Raw genomic sequence first — 16,974 nt, forward strand, 5'->3', positions numbered from 1 at the left:
TCGGGGGCGGGAGCAGCCGGACCCGGAGCGGCCGGGCGAGGCGATGTGCCTGGACCTGGAGGCGGTGAAGCTGGCCCAGGCGGCCGGCGAGCCAGTGGAGAGGGTGGTCTGTGGCTCGCTAAAGGAAGGCGCCGCCCGCTGCCCCTTCCGGGTCGGGCCGGGCCTCTGCGGCTACTACCGGCAGGGCCGGGAAGTCTCGCAGGCGGATATCGTCATTGCCGCCCACGAGGCCGCGTTCCACACGCCTGCAGGCGCCACCAAGAACCTGGCGCTCGCCGTCTTCGATGAGGCGTGGTGGCAAGACGGCATCCGCGCCGGCCGTGGGGTGGGCGTCGAAGGGCTGGCCGAGGCGGTGCTGGGCGATCCGGTCTATCGCTTCATCCCCGGCGGCAGGCAGGCCGTAGACGAAGAGGCGACCAACGACCTCCACGCCCTCCGTGCCAAGCTTGAGCATGCGCTCATGGCCTCGCCGGAGGGCTATGTGACGCGCCGGGCTCTGGTGGCTGCCGGGCTCACCGTTCAGGACTGCAGCACCGCCCGCGGCCTCGAATGGAACCGGAAGCGCGAGAACCTTATGCGCCCGGGTATGTCGCCGGAGGATCGGCGGCAGGCGGCCGAGGAAGCCGGTGTGAACGCCCAGCTCCCCCGCTTCGCCGCCATGTGGACCGTGATGGCGGATCTGCTGGCCCGTGATGATGCCGAGGCGGCCACCGGCCGGGCGGAACTGGCCTGGAAGAAGGATCGCGAGGGGCGGGAACGCTGGACCCTCAGCGTCAGCACCGTGGCCGAGCTCTCCACCGCCGTTGAGAAGGTCCCTGCCCTCCTCCTGGACGCCACCATGCCGGCCGACCTGGTGCGGGCCTACATGCCCCGCCTTGAAGCGGCAGAGCCTATCCGGGTGAAGGCCCCCTTCATGGAGGTGCGGCAGATCCGGGGAGGCTTCGGCAAGACCACCCTTCTTCCGGGCGGACTCAAGCTGACGGTCGGGGAAGACGGCCAGCCGGCGCAGAAGCTCCCCCCGCTGCTGGGGCAGCTTCGGGATTTCGTCGCCGGGGAGACGCGGGGCGAGCGGTCTCTGGTCATCACCTACATGGACGCCGAAGCTGCCTTCGCCGGCCTGCCCGGCGTGGAGGTGGCGCACTTCAACGATGTGGCAGGGCGCGACGAGTGGCGCGACGTCCGGCACCTGTTCGTCATCGGGCGCCCCCGCCCCCGGTCCGATCAGGTGCGAGTCCTGGCCGCCGCCCTGACAGGCGAGCCGGTGCAGGTCGCGGAGAGCCACCGGGAGACGCGCGGGGTCCGGATGGTCGATGGCAAGGCGGGAGCCATGGAGGTTCGCGCCTATGCGAACCCGGCCGCTGAGGCGGTCTCGGCCGCCATCACCGACGCCGAGGTGATCCAGGCCGTAGGGAGAGGGCGGGGCATCCGAAGAACCGAGGGCGACCCGCTCCGGGTCTGGATTATGGCCGACGTGGTGACGCCCCTGGTTCTCGATGAACTGCTCGACTGGCGCGAGATGGGCCCCTCAGCCGTCGAGCGCATGGCCCTCCGGGGCCTGGTCCTCTCCAGCCCCAGAGACGCTGCGGCCCTCTATCCCGACCTCTTCCCTACCGAGGAAGCCGCCAAAAAGGCCTTTCAGAGAGCAGGACTCCGGGGAGGGGATTTCGGGGACAATCCCCTAAGAAATATTATTCTTAGGGGAATGTCCCGGAAATCGCCCCTGGGGTTCACCTACCGTCCGGAGGGGAGAGGCCAGCAGACGAGGCATGGATGGGCCCGCCCCGGGACGGAGCCGGCGGACCTCTGGGAACTGCTGCGGAGCGTGTTCGGGGAGCTGGCGCACTTCGAGACGGACGAGCTGGAGCCCCCGCCTGAGCCGGCCGAGCTTGGCAATTGTTGGCATGGGGAGGGCGATCCGCCCGCCCCTACGAAAGCAGATGAAGGCGCGGCCGCGCCTATCTCCTCCCCGCCCCAGACGGACACGCCCCGCGGCGAAGCTGAGGAGGGGGTGGGGGTCGAGGCCTCCCGATCGGGCAATAGACCCCATGCACCGCCAGGGCCCGAGCACGCGGCCGCCGCGGCGGACGTAACTCCGGTCGAGGAGTTTTCGGGCCAGTACGCGCGCGCGTGCGAAAGACACGGGACCGACCCGCCGGGGATCGTCATCGATAAGGCAAATTATCGAGCACAAAAGGCGGACCAGAGAACGGAGGTACAGGGGTGAGCAGAACAACGACGAAGAGGGTTTCTGGACAACTTGTCCAGAAACCAGAGAGCGGAGCGGCGCCCCCCGCTACGGCACCCGCACCAGCTCCGGATGGGCTGGACAGCCTTCGGAAGGCGATCGGTGCCATCAAGGGCATTGGCGAGAATGGCTCGCTGGATATCGACCCTGCTGGCAATGCCTTCGCGGCTATTGGTGGTTCGGCCGTGTCGGCGTTCAACACCACCATATTCAGCGCGACAGTCACCACGCTTCACGTTTCCGGAGAGCACGGTAGCGGCGAGCGCGCTCTTGCAATGGTGCGCGCTGCAAAAAGCGCTGTCGCTGCACTCGCCGCTTTCAAACCCGAGGACGAGATTGAGGGCATGATGGCGGCACAGGCCGTGGCGCTGCACTTCTCTGCCATGGAATGCTTCAGACGAGCCGTGATTCGGGATCAGTCTTTCGAGGTGGCCTCGAAGCTCCGCCGTGACGGGGCGAACCTCTGTCGAGCCATGACTGAAATAGTGGAGGCGCTGAATCGAAAGCGCGGCAAGGGCGCCCAGGTGGTGCGGGTGGAGCGTGTGGTAGTGCAGGACGGTGGGCAGGCTATCGTCGGTGCTGTCGCGCAGGGCGGCCAGCAGTGACGCTGGATGCAGCTCGCGAGGCCAAGCGCTGCTTTGCCAAAACGCGGAGTGGCGGCCGATGCCAAAGCCCGGCAATGCCGAATGGCCGGTGCCGAATGCATGGAGGTCTTAGCACGGGGCCGCGCACCGCTGAGGGGTTGGAGCGGTCGCGCAGGGCTCGGCATATCCACGGATGCTATGGCGCAGACGCGAAACTTTTTCGGCGATTGATCCGAGATTTGAAGAAAAACCAGAAGCAGATCATTGAGAAATACTAGATCAGTACAACAACTTAGGCGTACACTGTCGCGCCCGCGGCCTCTCTGGCCCGGTTCTATATGGCCGCTTCGGCGGCCCGGAGGCTCCCGTCTCCACCACCACCTGACGGGACCACCATGGCCGACACACAACTCCGCTACGACGTTCTCCCCGAGAACGTGCTGCCTGCGGATCTGACGCAGGCGGATGCCGACCGCCGGCAGGCCGCGCGCGACGCGCACGCAGACCGAATTTCGCAGGCCTGGAAGTCGCCGGATCAGGCGGTCCCTGCCCTGCCCTCGACGCCGGCTGAAGCCCACGAACAGCGCAACGCCCGTCTCAGCAACGCCTGGAAGGATGGCCGCTGATGGTCGCCGTGAAGATCGAGGGCTTGGCCGAGGCTGAGAGCGCGGCCGAGGAGACGCTGCAGAAGTATCTCAGCGCCCGCGAACAGAAGGCGCAGGCCGAGAAGACCATGCAGGATGGCATGGCGCGCCGCGCGAAGCTGCTAGCGGCGGCGAAGGCCGGCGAGGTGGTTGCTGCCTCTGAAGTGGCAGAGGTGGAGGTGGCGATCCGCACCGCCGAGGCCACGGCCGCCCTGATCGGCGAGGCGCTGCCGGCGCTGCTGAAGGCGGCCGAGGAAGCCGAGCGCGAGGTGCAGCGCCTGGCCTGCCTGCCGAAGCGGGCGGAGATCGCCGCGGCGGCGAAGCGTCTGCAGGACGCGGAAGAAGCCTATACCGCGGCACTCCGGGAGAAGCGCGAGGCCTGGCAGACGCATGAGACGCTGAAGGGCTGGGATGCAAGCTTCGGCGGCCACGTTCAGCTTGAGCAGTATGCCCCTGCCGCTCTGGCGCGCCGCGCGCGGCTGGATGAGGTGAAGGCGGCCGACCAGAAGGCGGCGGCCGAGAAGCAGCGGCGAGAGCGGGTGCAGGCGACATGGGAGGCGGATCAGCGCGCCATCCGGGAGAAGGAGCGGGCCTTCTACCGTGACACCGGCATGCCTCTTCCGGCGCACCTGGCGGGCTGAGGGGCGATGACGATGCAGATTCCCCAGAAGCCCGAGATCCCCGAGACCATCCCCGGCCTGCCCGAGGCTGAGGCCGTCGCCCAGCGCGCACACGCCATGCTCGCGGATGCCGAAGAGCGCCTGGCCGTGAACCAGCGCGAGGCGGTGCAGGGTAACGCGCGGCGCGACGTGCTGCAGGAGCGCGTCGCCAAGGGCGAGACGGTGGAGGCGGCAGAGATCGCGGCCGTGGATGCGGCGATCCAGGAAGCGGAGAGCATGGCGGGGCTGCTGGCCGGCGCCATCCCCAAGCTTCGGGAGCAGATCGAGGCTGCGGAGCGCAACGTATGCCGGCTGGCCGAGAAGGCAAACGCGGAGATGGTGCCGCGTACCAAGGCCTATCTGGAAGAGGCGCGCCGCTTCCAGGAAGACGTGAGGACGTTGCTGCGCGAGGCGGCGCACCTTCACGCCAGCTTCGCCCCTTCTCCCGCCACCGGCCTCATTGGGGACGGCCTCAGCCCTCTTCAGCGCTTCGCGCCCACGTCCGCAGCGCGGCAGAAGGCTTGGAAGGAACGCAAGGACCGCGAGGCCTTGGCGGCACGGGCTGAGGCGGACGCGCAGCGTGCCCAGCGTGCGGCCGAGGAGCGACGCATCGAAGAGCGCGAGATGAAGGAATACCGGGCGCAGAAGGCGCGGGACGACCAGAAGTTCTGGCTTCAGCGCGCGGGGCTGGCCTGATGGGATCGGCCCGGCAAGTGGGCATAGGCATGATGAGAATCGGCCTGCCTTGCATCGGGACCGGCCCTAAGCGCCGCCCCCAGCCGCCGCCCCCTCCAGCATCCATCCCCACCATCGAAGAAGTCCGCGCCCTCGCGGCAAGCAGGAGAGAGCCCGTGGACTCCAAGAGCATTTCGAAGATGCGCGAGCTACAGGCGCAGCGCGAGCGTGAGCGGATCCGGGATAGCGGGGCGGAACGCGCTCGGAGGCGCGCGGCTGGGCTGCCGGCGCTTGGGGCAGTACAGGATCGCCGCGACATGAACGATCAGCCGGTGTTCAGCGCGGCGGCAGCGCGCGATCGGATGCTTCGGCAAACCAGGGGATGAGGCCCGACCCCGACCCTTCGGAAGCGCCCGATAATCGCCGTTACCAAGCAGGACCGGAGGCAATCCCCGGGCTGCGCGCTCTGGCGGCCGAAGCAGATCCCCAGCTCATGGCCGTCTTTACCAAGGCTCAGGAGGCGAAGGAGCTGCAAGCCTCTCGTCAGCGCGGGCTGCAGCGCATCCGCGAGATGCAGGAGCAGGCGCGGGCCGGGCAGCCCGTGGACCTGGACGAGTTCGCGGTGCTGCGCGCGGCCGTCGAGGCAGCGGAGGCGCGGATGCCTCTCCTGACAGCCGAGATTGAGACCCTGCTGACTGAGATGGACAAGGTGGAGGGTCGGCTCGGCACGATCATGCGCCAGGCGCTCACCCGTCGGGCGATCATCGCCAAGGGCGGCACATACCCGGCCGGGAGGGCCTGACCTATGACCGTGGTACGTGAGCTCGTCACGCTTCTCGGATTCCGGATGAACGACCGGGAGGCGACGCGATACGAGCAGCGGCTGAACCAGGTCGCCAGCAACGTCAATCGGTTCGCCGCCGGCATTGGCGCGGTGCTGGCAACGTCCTTCGGGATCGACAAGATCATTGAGGCCGGCGACGCCTACACCAACACGATGAACCGGCTCCGCGCTGCAACAACTGGGCCAGAAGAGGCGGCTCAAGCCTTCGAGCGGCTTTACCAGTCCGCTCGCGAGACTGGCGTGGCGATGGATCAGAGCGCCAAGGGTGTGATGCGCTTCGCGCCTGCCATGCGGCGAGCAGGGTATGGAATAGATGACACCATCGGGATGCTGGACGGCCTTCAGAAAGGTCTTCTCGCCGGCGGGGCCACCGCATCCGAGACCTCATCTGTCTTCACCCAGCTCGGCCAGGCCATCAATTCCGGGGTGCTACAGGGTGAGGAACTGAACGCCCTTCTGGAGAATTCCAGCGACACCATCGTACAGGCGTTCGCACGCTCCATCGGTGTCACCTCCGACAAGCTCAAGGAGATGGCTTCTCAAGGAAAGCTGACGGCGAAGAACGTCCTACCCGCCCTGCTGGCCGCTGCAAAAGCTGGGCGCGCCGAATTCGCGAAGATGCAGACGCCCGTGCAGCTCGCGATGGATACCACCCGGGTTTCGGTGGATCGCCTCATTGGCGAGTTCGACCGGGCTTTCCGGTTCACCGAGAGGCTGGCGAGGCAGATCGAGTGGGCGGGGGCGAGAATCGACAAGTGGCGGGATTCTATCCCGACCATCAAAAGGGTCACTGACGAGTTCGGCGGGATGGATCAGATCCTCGCTGGCGTGGCTCTCGGCATCGGCGCGGTGACGGTTGCCGCGGGCATCCTGAATCCCGCGCTGGTCATCCTCACAGGGACCATCGCCTTCGTCGGGGCTGCCATCCAGGACCTCTGGAAGTACGTCCAGAACGACGGAACCAAGACCCTCACCGAGGAACTGCTCGGCCCCTATGACCAAGTAGCGGCGCGCCTAAGGCCAGTTCTGGAGGAGCTCAAGGCTTCCTTCCTCGATCTGAAGGTGATGCTGACCGGCGCCCCCGACGAGGTGGCCGCCGCATGGGAGCGGCTGGCCGCCCGGATCAAGGCAGCATTCTCGAATCTCTGGAGGGAAGCTCTGGACGCCTCGGGGCTGCCGGACTGGGCGAAGACGGCGCTTGGCGGCCGGGCGACCGCGTCAACAGGGCAGGCCGCCGCCCGTGCTAATCGGCCCTGGGGCGGGCCTGTAGGTACGCTTCCTCCTGGCGAGGTCGAGGGGCCGGATCCGATCCTGGAATACCTGCAGAGGAAGATACGGGACGGGCTGGGCGCGCTCGGCTTTCAGCAGCGGGTAGACGGCCCAGACGGAACGCCGCGCCTGCTGCGGCCGGGCGAGAACATGAACGACGTCCTACTGCAGCGAGACAGCGCCCGGGGTGCCACCACGAACAATATGACTGTCACTAACAACGCTCCGGTAGAGGTGACGGTGAATGCCACGGGCAACTCCGGGGCAGAGATTGCCGGCGCCGCCGAGCGAGGCGTGCGACAGGGGCTCGGGGACGTGTTGCTGGGTGCTGACCGCCTGGCGCGAGATCTTGCGGTGGCCTCACCGCGGTTCGAAGGCGCCGCCGGCACGGGGGGCGGCTTCTGATGATGAGCTTTCTCGAATTCTCCGACCGTCGCTCGAAGCTGGGCGGGCTGATCCTCGACGTGCTGGTGAGTGAGGAAATCACCCTGGAAGCCGAGGTGACGCGCTACCCCGTCGAAGACGGGGCCGTGATCTCCGACCACATCACCCAAGGGGTAGAGACGATCCGGATATCAGGCCTCGTCAGCACGGCCGACGTGATGGCCTTCTCCTATCTGAGCTCCGCCGTCTCGCTCTTCAGCGACAACGAGCAGCCGGCCAGCACCAAGCTGGTGGATGCGGTCGATATGTTGAGGTCAATGCATAAGGCCCGGGCTCTGGTGACTGTCAGCACGGGCCAAATGATCTACACCGATATGGGCTTCACCAGCCTGCGTGCCGTCCGCTCCAACAGCGACAAGGGCGGCAACTGGCTGGAAATTCAGGCCGAGCTCACCAAGGTCAGGAAGGTCACGCTGAAGAGCGCCGAGGTGCCCGAGAACAAGGCCAAGGGCGCGGCGCGCGGCCGGGCCGGCGCGACCAACACGCCGGCCGGGAAGAGCAGCCCGACCAGCACGACCGGAGCGGCAGGCGCAGACAGCCAGGCCAAACCCAGCACGCCCTTGCTGGAGGCGGTGCGCAGGCTGACGGGGCGGTCCTGAGCCCTTCGGCGGGATCAGGCCGCTTGCTTGCTGTTCTTCAGGTTGGGGAAGGAGGCCCGGGTCGGGGGTTCCGCCGTCGGGGGGGCCACCGCCGGGCCAGCAGCCCGCACCAGGGCGGCCAGGTGGGCGTTCTGCTCCTTCAGCAGTCCGATCATCTGCCGGCTATGCCAGTGCATATCAACGATGGCCGCCGCCACCCCCAGCATCGAACCGGCCACTAGTAGGCCGACGATGCCGCCCAGGACGGCACCCGTCCCGAAACCGGCACCCTGGTACTCGGCATAGCCGCCGCCACCCAGGACGAACACGGCCACTACTACGAGGGCGGCAAGTCCGATCGAAAACCGAGCCCAATCTACGAGCACCCGCACGGCCCCGCACTCCATTGTTCACGGAACCGTTATCAGAGCATGTTCTGGGATGGAACCAAAAAGGGATGGTGCCCGGTAACTCGCATTACCAACAGCAATGTGAGGCGTGACAATGCCCAATTAGCACGCCTTGGCGGGGCTGAGGCTGGCGCAGCCGCCGGCAGCCTAAGGCGTGACAATAGAGGCTTATCACGCCTACCTGGACACTAGCCTTTCCAGCCACTTAGCGCCCGCCCGATGGCAAAGCATCGAATCACCTTGATAGCCCGGTATCAGGCGATGGGCGGAAGGTCGTTCTTTCGGAACAGGTCGTTCACCGCCTCCAGCAGCAGATCGTGGACTGGTACTTTTGGGGCTGCGGCCAGGCGCTTGAGCCGCGAATGAGCGTCCGGAGGAAGGCGCAGCGTTATCCCGCGTACTGGCCCTTTGGTTCGACGATGCGCGTTGATTGTGCTCGGGACGACTTCGCCCAACACGTCTTCCCCGGCCTGAAATCTCCGGACGCGAGCCAGCACGTCAGGGTCATGGCGCAGCCAGAACTCCAGCCGGCTGCTACCCTTGGACCCATTGCAGAGAGCGCACGAGGGGGCGAGGTTCTGGCGATCGTCCGTACCGCCAGCAGCTCGGGGAACCATGTGGTCCACTTCCTCGGCGGGGTGGCCGCAGTAGAGGCAGGGGAGGGTCATCGGCCCTCGTCCAGCGCCTTGATGCTTTCGTGATGGAGTGATGTCACTATATCACTCCTTCGGTTTACGGCCATGGGCCTCAAGCTCGCGCATGGCACCCGAGACCAGCAGGTCATTCAGCTTGGTCTTCCGGTCGAGGGCGAGCTGCTTGAGCGCGTCCAAGGCTGGCTCGGAAATTCGGATGGTGGTGGTCTTGCGGCCATCACTCTTCTTTGCCTTGGCAGGCGCCGCCGCAGGTTCGGGTTGGGCCGGCGCAGTTTCGGCCGCCAGCACCTGACTGAACGTGGGCTTCTTCATCGGAACAGCTCTTTCTCAACGAATTTCCATAAAGCGCGGACCTCCAGCGCGGCCTTTCCGTCCGGCTCGGCCTCTGTGACCGTCAGGCCAGCCACCAGGGCATGAGAGAAGGCGGCGCGCTGGGTCAGGGTGGGTGCAGCTACCGGCACCCCGAATGCCTTGAGGGCCTGCCGCGCCTCTCTGACCACTGCAGCCGACGCACTGAGACCCCGGGTCGGAGGGCAGGCATTCAGGACGATTGCCGCTTTCCGGGCACTGCCTTTGACGATGTCGAGGGTGCCCAGGATTGCGCGCAGATCGAGGATGGCTGGGCGGGTAGGGATCAGCAGGTAATCAGACAGCTTAGCTACCGCCGCCGCGTCCGCTTCCACTGAGGGCCGCGTGTCGATGACGACCAGGTCCATTCCGGCCTTCCGGGCCGCCTCGATGACGCTCGGAAGGGTGGCAGCCTCGACCGCCTCCATCTGCGGCGAGCCAGCCTCGCGCGCCTGCCACCAGGACGCGGCCGACCGCTGAGGATCCGCGTCCAGGATCAACGTCCGCTTGCCGGTCTGCTCCGCCGCCACGGCCAGGTGAACCGCCAGGGTTGTCTTCCCTGCTCCACCCTTCCGGGACAGCAGCCCCAACACCTTCATCAGCCCAGCCCACAATGTGTGATGGGAACATAGCATGAAAGCAGAGCATCGGCAATTCAGAGCATCACGAAAGCACTTTCCCGCTTGATGTGCTTTCGTGCTTTCACTATATCATGAAAGCAGGGCGCGGCGGGGATGCCGGAGCCCAAGGGGATTCCGATGAACTGCGGCGCGATTTCGAGAAGACACTGAGGCGGCCCCGTCGTGCTGCTGAACCTCTTCCACCTACGTGGAAGAGGTTCAGAGCGCCGACGGTCCGCCGCCTGACCCAGATCCCGCGCCCGGCGGGGTTTTTGGACAAGTTGTCCAGAAACGGTCCGGGCAAAGCCGGCAAATTTGCCGGCTTAAAGAGCGGCCGAGCGAAGGGGAGGGAAGCCCCGACGCCCAGCCTGACCACAACCCCTGTCGATCCGAGGCAAGGACCATGGCTACCGTGCTGTCTATCTTCTCCCGGGCGCCGGGCAGAAGACCCCCCGAGCTTGCCCCCGTGGCCGAGCTGCGCGCCCTCCGCGAGATGCTGGAGGGGCTGGTCACCAACACCATTGATTTCCTGGACTCGCTGGAAAGCGACACCGACCTGGAGCCCGACGTGGAGGGCGAGGCCGAGCCAGATGAGGTTTCCGCCCAGCCGGTGACGCTGGTGCCCGACTGGATCCGCCCGGTTCAGGTCCTCCGCCCCAGTCACCGCGAGATGCGGGACGCTTACCGCCGCGCGGGCGAGCCGATCCCGGCCAATCTCCGGTTCGATATCTTCGGGAGGCCGCGGGCATGAGCCGGCGCACCCCCACAGGCCGCTGCGCGGTCCTGACCGGCGCGAGCTGCGCCGCTCTCCTCCTAGCCGCCCCCGAGGCCGGCGCCACCAAGGCGGCCGAGCTGGACGGGGAACTGATCGCGCTGCTGGACGAGGTCAGAAGACTTTGCCGCGAGTGGCAGAGGCCGATGAGCACGCCGCCCACGCTCGGGGAGCTTTTGGCGCCCGCACCCTGGGAAGCCTTGATGGCCCGTGCAGCGGCCATTCCCGCCCGCACCCCCGAGGGAGTGAGAAGAAAGGCCGAAGCGGCAGCCGATTGGCTCGCCGGTGGCGATCGCGCTCAGGGGTTAGTTTTCCTCAACCGCGACGGTGAAGCGCTGTTGGCCTGGAGCCTGCTGCGTGACCTGCTGGGCGAGCACGCCTTGAAGGAGGCCCATCCCCGGGGCCCGCTAGCGGCGGTTGATCTGCTGGGGAGGGGCGCGGTATGAAGCCGAACCCCTTCGATGACCTCTATTACCGCATTCTGGACGCCCAGCTTGGGGTGGCCGCCATCTCGGAGATCACGCGGAACGCATCCCCCTACGAGAAGAGTGCCGACAATGATCGGCGCCTGTGCGTGCTGGATTGGATCGCGAAGCGCGTGAACGAACAACTCGAGGCGGCGAGTGCCTTCGCTGAAGAGCAGGGCAACGAGCGGCGGAGGAAGACATGACCGGCTTCCTCCCCGGCTGGCTGGCGCTGATCGGCATCTTCTGCGCCGGGTCCATGACGGCCGCCGTCTATGCAGCCCGCTGCGGCGTGCCGCTGTGGCTGCTGCCCTTGGCCCTGGTGCTGGCGGTGGGCACCTGGTCCTGATCTGAAAGGCGGAAGGGTATATGCATTACCGATACCCTTCTACGCGACATGGCGGCGGGCTTCGGTCCGCCGCTTTCTTTTTGCCCTGATCGTGCGCGGTAAGCGAGATTATCGGGCATCATGATAGCGATGCATCAAGCTATCAAAGAAGCTTGGTGGGCGCGGAGGGAATTGAACCCTCAAGAGGTTGCCCCCAGCGGATTCTGGGAGCGGACCGTCTATCGATCCGTTCTCAGAAGCCGCCGCGTTTACCATTTCGCCACGCGCCCGTGCCCTCTTCATACGAGATCACGAACCCGTTATTCAACATGAATCTGCGGTCATCCTCCCCGCTGCTCGTAGAACCGGGCCACGGCCCCGCGGCGGGGCAGCACCTTCTCAGCGTACCGGGCGGGCATGGTCGGGCTCTTCCACCGCCCGGCCTGCATCACCGCCGGCAGCTCGGCCCCAGCCGCGACGAGATCCTGCGCCATGCCGACCCGGCAGGAGTGCCCGCTGATCCTCTCGGCCGCGATGCCGGCACGCGCGGCCAGCCCCTTCAGGATGCGCGGCACGTCGCTGGTGGTCAGCGCCTCGCCCACCCGGCCGCCCTTGTTCACGGCGCGGAAGATCGGGCCGTCCGTGATCCCCGAGACCGCCAGCCAGTCCTGGACGGCCTTGTGGGCACGGGGGGAGAGCCAGCGCACCTCACCCTCGCCGGCCTGGTCGGTCTTGGAGCGGGCGATCAGGACCGTGGCGCTGCCATCCTCGGCCGGCTCGATGTTCCCGACCTCCAGCGCCACCGCCTCCGACCGCCGGGCCAGGAGATCCCGCATCACCAGCACCAGCGCCAGATTCCGCTTGTCGGCCGCGGTCTTCCCCGCCGTGGCGAGGATGCGCTGCACCTCGTTCTCTCCGATGGGGGCCGCCTGGCGGGGACGGGCACCGAGATTCCGCGTCATGCGCTTGAGTGCCAGCCGGACCGGCTCGCCCTTGGTCGGATCCGGGAGCCCGGCCGCGCGATGCATGTAGGCGATGCCCCAGACGGCTTGCCGGATCGACGCCGGCCGCTTCCCGGCCTCTGCCAGCTCATCGACGTAGGCCACCACCGTCTCGACCTCGGCCGGCAGGTGCCGGACCCCGCGCGACGACGCCCAGGACGTCCAGGCGGCCGACGTCTTCGCCAGGGCCCGTTCGGTCTCGGGAGCCAGGGCGCCCCGGGCGGCGTGCCGGTGCTGCTCCAGCCGGAGGGCAATTTCCCCCTCCAGGCTGGGCACGATCAAGGCGGGGACGGATTCGCTCATGCCATGGTGTCCGGTAATTGGAATTATCGCGCACTAAACCGGCACACACGCACGTAGTCAATGGGATTTGGCGCCATCGCCATAAGTTTTCGTTGACCGCACACACACGCGCACCCATAGTCCGATGCATGGCAACCACGCCGCAGGTCATAGCCGCTCTCGCAGCAGCTCTTGGGATGCATCCGGCCACTCTGGACCGGTACATTCGGGAGCTGCGCGCGGCTGGCCTCATCCGCACCGGCAAGCGCGGCGGCGGCAGGGATGCCGTCCACTACACGCCGTTCGAGTTGGTCCTGATCGTGCTAGCGACGACAGCGACGGGCCCGGGTGGTGCTGTAGAGGCAGCACGGAATCTGGCGAGCCTGCGCGCCGAGCGTGAGAGTTGGCCGACGATCTGGGACATCCTGGAGAAGCACTTCCAGGTTTCCACGCTGAACCTAGCCGAATTCCTCTCCCGGCTTGTGGAGAGGTACGGGCAGGGCAATTCGGAAGCCGGCTACCTCGATATGGCCGTCTCCACGCGCGAGGAACTGACGGCTTGCCTGGATCCGCTGGTGGCTTGGACCTCCAAGGCCGCTGACGACAAGAACGGGCAGGGTGACCAGTACCGCTTCTACTGGCGCCCTTCTCAGGAAGCCCTGGACGTGGAGGCGAATAGCCTCTCCCGCGGCCGGCGCGTCCAAGTGTCTTTCTCGTTCGAGGTTTTGCGTACCTTGGGCGAGCTCATCGGTACCAATTCCGACGAGCAGGATCTGATCCCTGAAAGCGAAAACGCCGCCCCGGCAAGGGCGGCGCCTACGCAAACTGACCAGTCGAGCAATACGCACCCAACCGGAACACTACTCAACAGCCGGGATAATAGGGTGCGTGTGTGTGTGGGACAACCTTTGCCTGCACTTCGGCTGGTCGCCCCCTCGTCCATAATGGGCGTGCGGGAACTCGCGACACGGAGCCGCCCCTATGGCGCAGAGACGTCCCCTCGCCTTTCTTCTCGATGACCTGAACCGGTACCTGACCGAGACGGGCCGTGACACGGCGGCTTTGGCGAAGCTGCGGTATCGCGGGATGCAGGAAGCCGCCCTGGACCGGAAGATTCCGGCTGAGCGGGTGAACGGCCGCTGGCACTTCTCTCCAGACGATCTGCCCCGGATCGCGCAGGCGCTCGGCCTAGTGCCGAGCCCGGCCCGCCGGTCCTCGCCCTCCAACTCGGCGGCGGTCGCGGCCTGAAATGCCAAAGGCCCCGCCGGGGGTTACCCAGCGAGGCCTCGGGTTAAGCTACTATGCCTGACGCGGTAATTCTGTGAACCACTACCACCGCCCGTAGATATAGCAGCCTGCCCCGAGCATTTCCAGCCTGATCGTCGCTCCGAAGGGAGCGGCCATGTCAGCCCTGAACATCCCGGCCGGAACCTCGGCCAGCCTCGAAATCCTGCCGCCGATCGCGGATTACCCCTTTGTGGTGCTCGTCGCCGCGCCGGGGGTTCCCGCCACGGCGGATGCCTTCTTCGCGCGCCTCGGTGTCCCCGGCGAAGTGGCTGCCATCCTCACCCACGATCAAGGCATCGACTGGCCGGACGTGGACGGCGCCATGCTGCTGGAACTGACCCTCGAAAAGGGCGGTGTCGCCTTCTTGGGCTTCCTGAGCCTGGCCGATGCCATGGCCTTCCGGAGCAAGCTGCAGAACCGCATCGGGAGAAGGATATGAGCAGCGCGGCGGAGAACTCCGCCTTTCCGCTGCGCCTGGTGAGCTGCACGCCGGAATCTGGCCGCACGTCCATTCTTGGTCGGTTCGAGTATCACGGTGACGGGCGATGCCTCAGCGTGGTCGTCACCGCGCGCGGCTATGTCATGTTCCCGGATGGGCCGGTCGCGGCCGATCTGAAGCAGGCCATTGAAGTCGAGGCGCTGAAGATCCTGACCATGATGCTGCGCGCCGATGTGGTGCGCGGCGCCAATGCGAAAGGAATTCTACGCCGTCTCGAAGGGCGCCCCGGCGTCCACGTCTCGCCAGCGAAGGCGCGCACCCTCAACACGGGGGCCGCCGCATGACGCGCCCCGATCCGATCAAGCTGCACCTTCTGCCCGACGCGCCCGACGCGGATGGCCTGCCACGCGCCGGCCTGGTTGTGCCGCCCGGCGCCAAGAATCCCAGCCGCCGGCCCATCCTCCTCCTCTTCGGTAGCCTCGCCGCGGCGCTCGCGGAGAAGAGCAAGATGGAGGGCGGCCAATGAGCGGCGCCGTCCCCGTGCAGCGCGTGAGCCTGCGCGTCATCAGTCACAATTTCGCCTTCGCTGACGTGACCATCCCCGGCGTCTCCCTCAAGGGCATCGAGGCGCGCAGGAATGCCGTCGGCGCCGTGACGCTGACGTGCCCCAGCAAGCCTGGGCGAGACGGTCGCCCCTGGCCGCTCTACGCGCTCCAGCCCGGCACGCTGGAAGCCGTCACCGATGCCGTAGCGCGCACCTGGTACAACATGCGCTCGGCCGAATACGGCCTGGGCAGGCCGCATTGAGAGCCCGCCCGATAATACCGGTTACCGCGCATGATGGGCGGGGTGACGCTTGAGCGACACCATCACCATCCTCCGCACCACGCCGACGCCGGCAGGCGCACCGCGCTTCGCGACGAAGCAGTGGGCCTGGAACGCCACGCTGAACGCCTGGCGCAAAGTCAGCTATGACGCGGGCGCCAGCTTCGCTCCCGAAGAGCGGCCGGTCAGCAGCCTCGCTGATGTGGCCGCCGTGCTTGACGAGATCCGACGCGATCCGCGCGCCTTCATCGTGCGCGGTGCTCTCCGCGATGACGTGAGAGAGGCGTGGACGCAGAACCCACGCCTCCGCATCCGGCGCCTGAAGCACAAGGGGAAGAAGGGCGAGGCTCCGACTCTCGAAGAGGTGCCGCGGCAATGGCTCATGATCGACGTGGACGGGTGGCCATTGCCAGCTTCGGCTGACCTCGCAACTGATCCGGAAGAGGCAATCGAGGCCGTCATTCACGCCTTGCTTCCCGAGTGCTTCCACGACGTTGAATGCTTCTGGCAGCTCTCATCATCGGCAGGCTTCGCGGCCGGCGTGCTCAAGGCGCATTTGTTTTTCTGGCTGGCTGAGCCGATCAGCAATGAAGAGCTGAAGCTCTATTTCCACGCCCACGCACCCGCCGTGGACCGCTCGCCCTTCAGCGCGGCCCAGGTGCATTACATCGCTGATCCCATCATCCAGGGCGGCCATGATCCGCTGCCGCGCCGCACGGGATGGGTGAAGGGCCTGGATGCAGAGGTCACACTACCCAAGCTCGATCTCGCCGCACTGCGCGTCATGGTGCAGGAGAGGCGGGAAAGAGTCGCCACCGGTGCCGGCCTCGATGCCAGTGCCGCGCGCACCATTGCCGGCGCCTTGGCCCTGCTGGGCGACGATGAGGGACGGGAAGGGTGGCACGCCCCCCTGCGTCGGGCGACGCTCCTCTACGCTATTCAGACGCCGCCTAAGCTGCGTGACGACGAGGCGCTGAAGCAGCTATGCCGCGACGCCATCCGGGATGCGGCTGAACGAGAGGCCCATCGGCACCACGCCGCATCTGACCTCGCGCGCTTCTGCTCGGATGCCTACCTCGATCACCAGATCGACGGCGCATACCGCTGGGTTGAGCAGAACAAGGCCGACGCGCCGGTTGCGTCCGCTCCGTTCCATGAAGCCCCGGCCCACAAGCTGGACGAGGCCAGGGACACTCTACAGAGCCAGATCCGGACCTTCCTGGAAGACGTCACCGCCTGGCACGAGGTAGCGGAGGAGGAACGCCCCCAGCCCCGGCAACTCGGCTTGGCCGTGGACGTCGGGGGCGGGAAGAGCCGGGCCGGCCGGGAACTGATCGCGGAACGGGTGGCCCTGCACAAGGCGGCCGGCCTACCGCACCGGGCCCTCTGGCTGGGGCCGACCACCAAGCTGAACGCGGAAGCCCTGGAGGCCTTTAGCGAGGAAGCAAAGAAGCACGATATCTCGGTAGCAATGCATCGGGGGCGGGAGCAGCCGGACCCGGAGCGGCCGGGCGAGGCGATGTGCCTGGACCTGGAGGCGGTGAAGCTGGCCCAGGCGGCCGGCGAGCCAGTGGAGAGGGTGGTCTGTGGCTCGCTAAAGGAA

25 protein-coding genes and 1 tRNA gene are annotated in these 16,974 nt (G+C 66.9%); 20 read left to right on the forward strand and 6 right to left on the reverse strand.

The features are described from left to right. The 9 genes from ACO1BU_RS31975 to ACO1BU_RS32015 form a co-directional block, all read left to right on the forward strand. A partial coding sequence (locus tag ACO1BU_RS31975) for a hypothetical protein (RefSeq protein ID WP_424139991.1) occupies window positions 1-2,224 on the forward strand: 2,224 nt, incomplete at its 5' end. After that, window positions 2,221-2,850, forward strand: a complete 630-nt coding sequence (locus ACO1BU_RS31980; protein ID WP_424139992.1) for a hypothetical protein — start codon at window positions 2,221-2,223, stop codon at window positions 2,848-2,850. The genes ACO1BU_RS31975 and ACO1BU_RS31980, both read left to right, overlap by 4 nt. Then, a complete protein-coding gene (locus ACO1BU_RS31985; RefSeq protein WP_424139993.1) occupies window positions 2,847-3,107 on the forward strand; it encodes an HGGxSTG domain-containing protein in 261 nt (86 codons plus the stop codon). Before ACO1BU_RS31980 ends, ACO1BU_RS31985 begins: the two co-directional genes overlap by 4 nt. A 117-nt stretch (window positions 3,108-3,224) precedes the next feature. Then, complete coding sequence (locus ACO1BU_RS31990; RefSeq protein ID WP_424139994.1) at window positions 3,225-3,455, forward strand: hypothetical protein; 231 nt, start codon at window positions 3,225-3,227, stop codon at window positions 3,453-3,455. Beyond that, the gene (locus ACO1BU_RS31995; protein WP_424139995.1) at window positions 3,455-4,114 is read left to right on the forward strand and encodes a hypothetical protein; all 660 of its coding nucleotides are present in this window, start codon (window positions 3,455-3,457) and stop codon (window positions 4,112-4,114) included. Before ACO1BU_RS31990 ends, ACO1BU_RS31995 begins: the two co-directional genes overlap by 1 nt. Window positions 4,115-4,120: 6 nt before the next feature. Next, a complete protein-coding gene (locus tag ACO1BU_RS32000; RefSeq protein WP_424139996.1) occupies window positions 4,121-4,828 on the forward strand; it encodes a hypothetical protein in 708 nt (235 codons plus the stop codon). Window positions 4,829-5,189: 361 nt separating this feature from the next. Further along, the gene (locus tag ACO1BU_RS32005) at window positions 5,190-5,609 is read left to right on the forward strand and encodes a hypothetical protein (RefSeq protein ID WP_424139997.1); all 420 of its coding nucleotides are present in this window, start codon (window positions 5,190-5,192) and stop codon (window positions 5,607-5,609) included. Window positions 5,610-5,612: 3 nt separating this feature from the next. Then, entirely contained in the window at window positions 5,613-7,325 is a 1,713-nt protein-coding gene (locus tag ACO1BU_RS32010; protein ID WP_424139998.1) for a phage tail tape measure protein, read from the forward strand. Window positions 7,326-7,327: 2 nt separating this feature from the next. Continuing rightward, window positions 7,328-7,963 carry a phage baseplate protein gene (locus ACO1BU_RS32015; RefSeq protein WP_424139999.1) on the forward strand — a complete coding sequence of 212 codons (636 nt, stop codon included), beginning with the start codon at window positions 7,328-7,330 and terminating at the stop codon, window positions 7,961-7,963. 14 nt (window positions 7,964-7,977) lie between these two features. Here ACO1BU_RS32015 and ACO1BU_RS32020 read toward each other — a convergent pair whose 3' ends face one another. The 4 genes from ACO1BU_RS32020 to ACO1BU_RS32035 all read right to left on the reverse strand — a co-directional run bounded on the left by ACO1BU_RS32020 (window position 7,978) and on the right by ACO1BU_RS32035 (window position 9,952). Beyond that, on the reverse strand, window positions 7,978-8,334 hold the full coding sequence (locus ACO1BU_RS32020; RefSeq protein WP_424140000.1) for a hypothetical protein: 357 nt from the start codon (window positions 8,332-8,334) through the stop codon (window positions 7,978-7,980). Between the two features lie 272 nt (window positions 8,335-8,606). Continuing rightward, window positions 8,607-9,020: an HNH endonuclease gene (locus ACO1BU_RS32025; RefSeq protein WP_424140001.1), complete on the reverse strand. Its 414-nt coding sequence runs from the start codon at window positions 9,018-9,020 to the stop codon at window positions 8,607-8,609. Between the two features lie 51 nt (window positions 9,021-9,071). After that, entirely contained in the window at window positions 9,072-9,317 is a 246-nt protein-coding gene (locus ACO1BU_RS32030) for a hypothetical protein (RefSeq protein ID WP_424140002.1), read from the reverse strand. Next, window positions 9,314-9,952: an AAA family ATPase gene (locus ACO1BU_RS32035; protein ID WP_424140003.1), complete on the reverse strand. Its 639-nt coding sequence runs from the start codon at window positions 9,950-9,952 to the stop codon at window positions 9,314-9,316. The genes ACO1BU_RS32030 and ACO1BU_RS32035 overlap by 4 nt, the downstream gene beginning before the upstream one ends. 424 nt (window positions 9,953-10,376) lie before the next feature. Between ACO1BU_RS32035 and ACO1BU_RS32040 the strand changes: the two genes are divergently transcribed. The 4 genes from ACO1BU_RS32040 to ACO1BU_RS32055 are packed head-to-tail and all read left to right on the forward strand — an operon-like array spanning window position 10,377 to window position 11,558. Beyond that, a complete protein-coding gene (locus ACO1BU_RS32040; protein ID WP_424140004.1) occupies window positions 10,377-10,724 on the forward strand; it encodes a hypothetical protein in 348 nt (115 codons plus the stop codon). After that, the gene (locus ACO1BU_RS32045) at window positions 10,721-11,191 is read left to right on the forward strand and encodes a hypothetical protein (protein ID WP_424140005.1); all 471 of its coding nucleotides are present in this window, start codon (window positions 10,721-10,723) and stop codon (window positions 11,189-11,191) included. The genes ACO1BU_RS32040 and ACO1BU_RS32045 overlap by 4 nt, the downstream gene beginning before the upstream one ends. Next, window positions 11,188-11,415: a hypothetical protein gene (locus ACO1BU_RS32050; protein ID WP_424140006.1), complete on the forward strand. Its 228-nt coding sequence runs from the start codon at window positions 11,188-11,190 to the stop codon at window positions 11,413-11,415. The genes ACO1BU_RS32045 and ACO1BU_RS32050 overlap by 4 nt, the downstream gene beginning before the upstream one ends. After that, complete coding sequence (locus tag ACO1BU_RS32055; RefSeq protein ID WP_424140007.1) at window positions 11,412-11,558, forward strand: hypothetical protein; 147 nt, start codon at window positions 11,412-11,414, stop codon at window positions 11,556-11,558. The genes ACO1BU_RS32050 and ACO1BU_RS32055 overlap by 4 nt, the downstream gene beginning before the upstream one ends. A gap of 153 nt (window positions 11,559-11,711) precedes the next feature. Here the strand turns inward: ACO1BU_RS32055 and ACO1BU_RS32060 are convergent. Next, a tRNA-OTHER gene (locus ACO1BU_RS32060) sits at window positions 11,712-11,827 on the reverse strand. Between the two features lie 51 nt (window positions 11,828-11,878). Then, the gene (locus ACO1BU_RS32065; protein WP_424140008.1) at window positions 11,879-12,841 is read right to left on the reverse strand and encodes a site-specific integrase; all 963 of its coding nucleotides are present in this window, start codon (window positions 12,839-12,841) and stop codon (window positions 11,879-11,881) included. 128 nt (window positions 12,842-12,969) lie between these two features. On the opposite strand from ACO1BU_RS32065, the gene ACO1BU_RS32070 reads away from it, so the two are divergent. The 7 genes from ACO1BU_RS32070 to ACO1BU_RS32100 form a co-directional block, all read left to right on the forward strand. Then, window positions 12,970-13,839, forward strand: a complete 870-nt coding sequence (locus tag ACO1BU_RS32070) for a hypothetical protein (protein ID WP_424140009.1) — start codon at window positions 12,970-12,972, stop codon at window positions 13,837-13,839. Further along, window positions 13,802-14,068 carry a hypothetical protein gene (locus tag ACO1BU_RS32075; protein WP_424140010.1) on the forward strand — a complete coding sequence of 89 codons (267 nt, stop codon included), beginning with the start codon at window positions 13,802-13,804 and terminating at the stop codon, window positions 14,066-14,068. The genes ACO1BU_RS32070 and ACO1BU_RS32075 overlap by 38 nt, the downstream gene beginning before the upstream one ends. A 154-nt stretch (window positions 14,069-14,222) precedes the next feature. Next, a complete protein-coding gene (locus tag ACO1BU_RS32080) occupies window positions 14,223-14,546 on the forward strand; it encodes a hypothetical protein (protein ID WP_424140011.1) in 324 nt (107 codons plus the stop codon). Next, window positions 14,543-14,890 carry a hypothetical protein gene (locus tag ACO1BU_RS32085; protein WP_424140012.1) on the forward strand — a complete coding sequence of 116 codons (348 nt, stop codon included), beginning with the start codon at window positions 14,543-14,545 and terminating at the stop codon, window positions 14,888-14,890. Before ACO1BU_RS32080 ends, ACO1BU_RS32085 begins: the two co-directional genes overlap by 4 nt. Then, the gene (locus ACO1BU_RS32090) at window positions 14,887-15,072 is read left to right on the forward strand and encodes a hypothetical protein (RefSeq protein WP_424140013.1); all 186 of its coding nucleotides are present in this window, start codon (window positions 14,887-14,889) and stop codon (window positions 15,070-15,072) included. The genes ACO1BU_RS32085 and ACO1BU_RS32090 overlap by 4 nt, the downstream gene beginning before the upstream one ends. Beyond that, a complete protein-coding gene (locus ACO1BU_RS32095) occupies window positions 15,069-15,353 on the forward strand; it encodes a hypothetical protein (RefSeq protein ID WP_424140014.1) in 285 nt (94 codons plus the stop codon). Before ACO1BU_RS32090 ends, ACO1BU_RS32095 begins: the two co-directional genes overlap by 4 nt. 49 nt (window positions 15,354-15,402) lie before the next feature. Then, on the forward strand, window positions 15,403-16,974 hold a 1,572-nt coding region (locus tag ACO1BU_RS32100; protein WP_424140015.1), incomplete at its 3' end, for a hypothetical protein.

The sequence above is a fragment of the Roseomonas chloroacetimidivorans genome (assembly GCF_049629625.1).
Lineage (GTDB): Bacteria > Pseudomonadota > Alphaproteobacteria > Acetobacterales > Acetobacteraceae > Roseomonas > Roseomonas chloroacetimidivorans.

What these genes read in the sequence shown, in the direction of transcription:
- ACO1BU_RS31990 (WP_424139994.1), top strand. Translation starts at nt 3,225, where the DNA reads ATGGCCGACACACAACTCCGCTACGACGTTCTCCCCGAGAACGTGCTG.
- ACO1BU_RS31995 (WP_424139995.1), top strand. Translation starts at nt 3,455, where the DNA reads ATGGTCGCCGTGAAGATCGAGGGCTTGGCCGAGGCTGAGAGCGCGGCC.
- ACO1BU_RS32000 (WP_424139996.1), top strand. Translation starts at nt 4,121, where the DNA reads ATGACGATGCAGATTCCCCAGAAGCCCGAGATCCCCGAGACCATCCCC.
- ACO1BU_RS32005 (WP_424139997.1), top strand. Translation starts at nt 5,190, where the DNA reads ATGAGGCCCGACCCCGACCCTTCGGAAGCGCCCGATAATCGCCGTTAC.
- ACO1BU_RS32010 (WP_424139998.1), top strand. Translation starts at nt 5,613, where the DNA reads ATGACCGTGGTACGTGAGCTCGTCACGCTTCTCGGATTCCGGATGAAC.
- ACO1BU_RS32015 (WP_424139999.1), top strand. Translation starts at nt 7,328, where the DNA reads ATGAGCTTTCTCGAATTCTCCGACCGTCGCTCGAAGCTGGGCGGGCTG.
- ACO1BU_RS32025 (WP_424140001.1), bottom strand. Translation starts at nt 9,020, where the DNA reads ATGACCCTCCCCTGCCTCTACTGCGGCCACCCCGCCGAGGAAGTGGAC.
- ACO1BU_RS32030 (WP_424140002.1), bottom strand. Translation starts at nt 9,317, where the DNA reads ATGAAGAAGCCCACGTTCAGTCAGGTGCTGGCGGCCGAAACTGCGCCG.
- ACO1BU_RS32035 (WP_424140003.1), bottom strand. Translation starts at nt 9,952, where the DNA reads ATGAAGGTGTTGGGGCTGCTGTCCCGGAAGGGTGGAGCAGGGAAGACA.
- ACO1BU_RS32040 (WP_424140004.1), top strand. Translation starts at nt 10,377, where the DNA reads ATGGCTACCGTGCTGTCTATCTTCTCCCGGGCGCCGGGCAGAAGACCC.
- ACO1BU_RS32045 (WP_424140005.1), top strand. Translation starts at nt 10,721, where the DNA reads ATGAGCCGGCGCACCCCCACAGGCCGCTGCGCGGTCCTGACCGGCGCG.
- ACO1BU_RS32050 (WP_424140006.1), top strand. Translation starts at nt 11,188, where the DNA reads ATGAAGCCGAACCCCTTCGATGACCTCTATTACCGCATTCTGGACGCC.
- ACO1BU_RS32055 (WP_424140007.1), top strand. Translation starts at nt 11,412, where the DNA reads ATGACCGGCTTCCTCCCCGGCTGGCTGGCGCTGATCGGCATCTTCTGC.
- ACO1BU_RS32065 (WP_424140008.1), bottom strand. Translation starts at nt 12,841, where the DNA reads ATGAGCGAATCCGTCCCCGCCTTGATCGTGCCCAGCCTGGAGGGGGAA.
- ACO1BU_RS32070 (WP_424140009.1), top strand. Translation starts at nt 12,970, where the DNA reads ATGGCAACCACGCCGCAGGTCATAGCCGCTCTCGCAGCAGCTCTTGGG.
- ACO1BU_RS32075 (WP_424140010.1), top strand. Translation starts at nt 13,802, where the DNA reads ATGGCGCAGAGACGTCCCCTCGCCTTTCTTCTCGATGACCTGAACCGG.
- ACO1BU_RS32080 (WP_424140011.1), top strand. Translation starts at nt 14,223, where the DNA reads ATGTCAGCCCTGAACATCCCGGCCGGAACCTCGGCCAGCCTCGAAATC.
- ACO1BU_RS32085 (WP_424140012.1), top strand. Translation starts at nt 14,543, where the DNA reads ATGAGCAGCGCGGCGGAGAACTCCGCCTTTCCGCTGCGCCTGGTGAGC.
- ACO1BU_RS32090 (WP_424140013.1), top strand. Translation starts at nt 14,887, where the DNA reads ATGACGCGCCCCGATCCGATCAAGCTGCACCTTCTGCCCGACGCGCCC.
- ACO1BU_RS32095 (WP_424140014.1), top strand. Translation starts at nt 15,069, where the DNA reads ATGAGCGGCGCCGTCCCCGTGCAGCGCGTGAGCCTGCGCGTCATCAGT.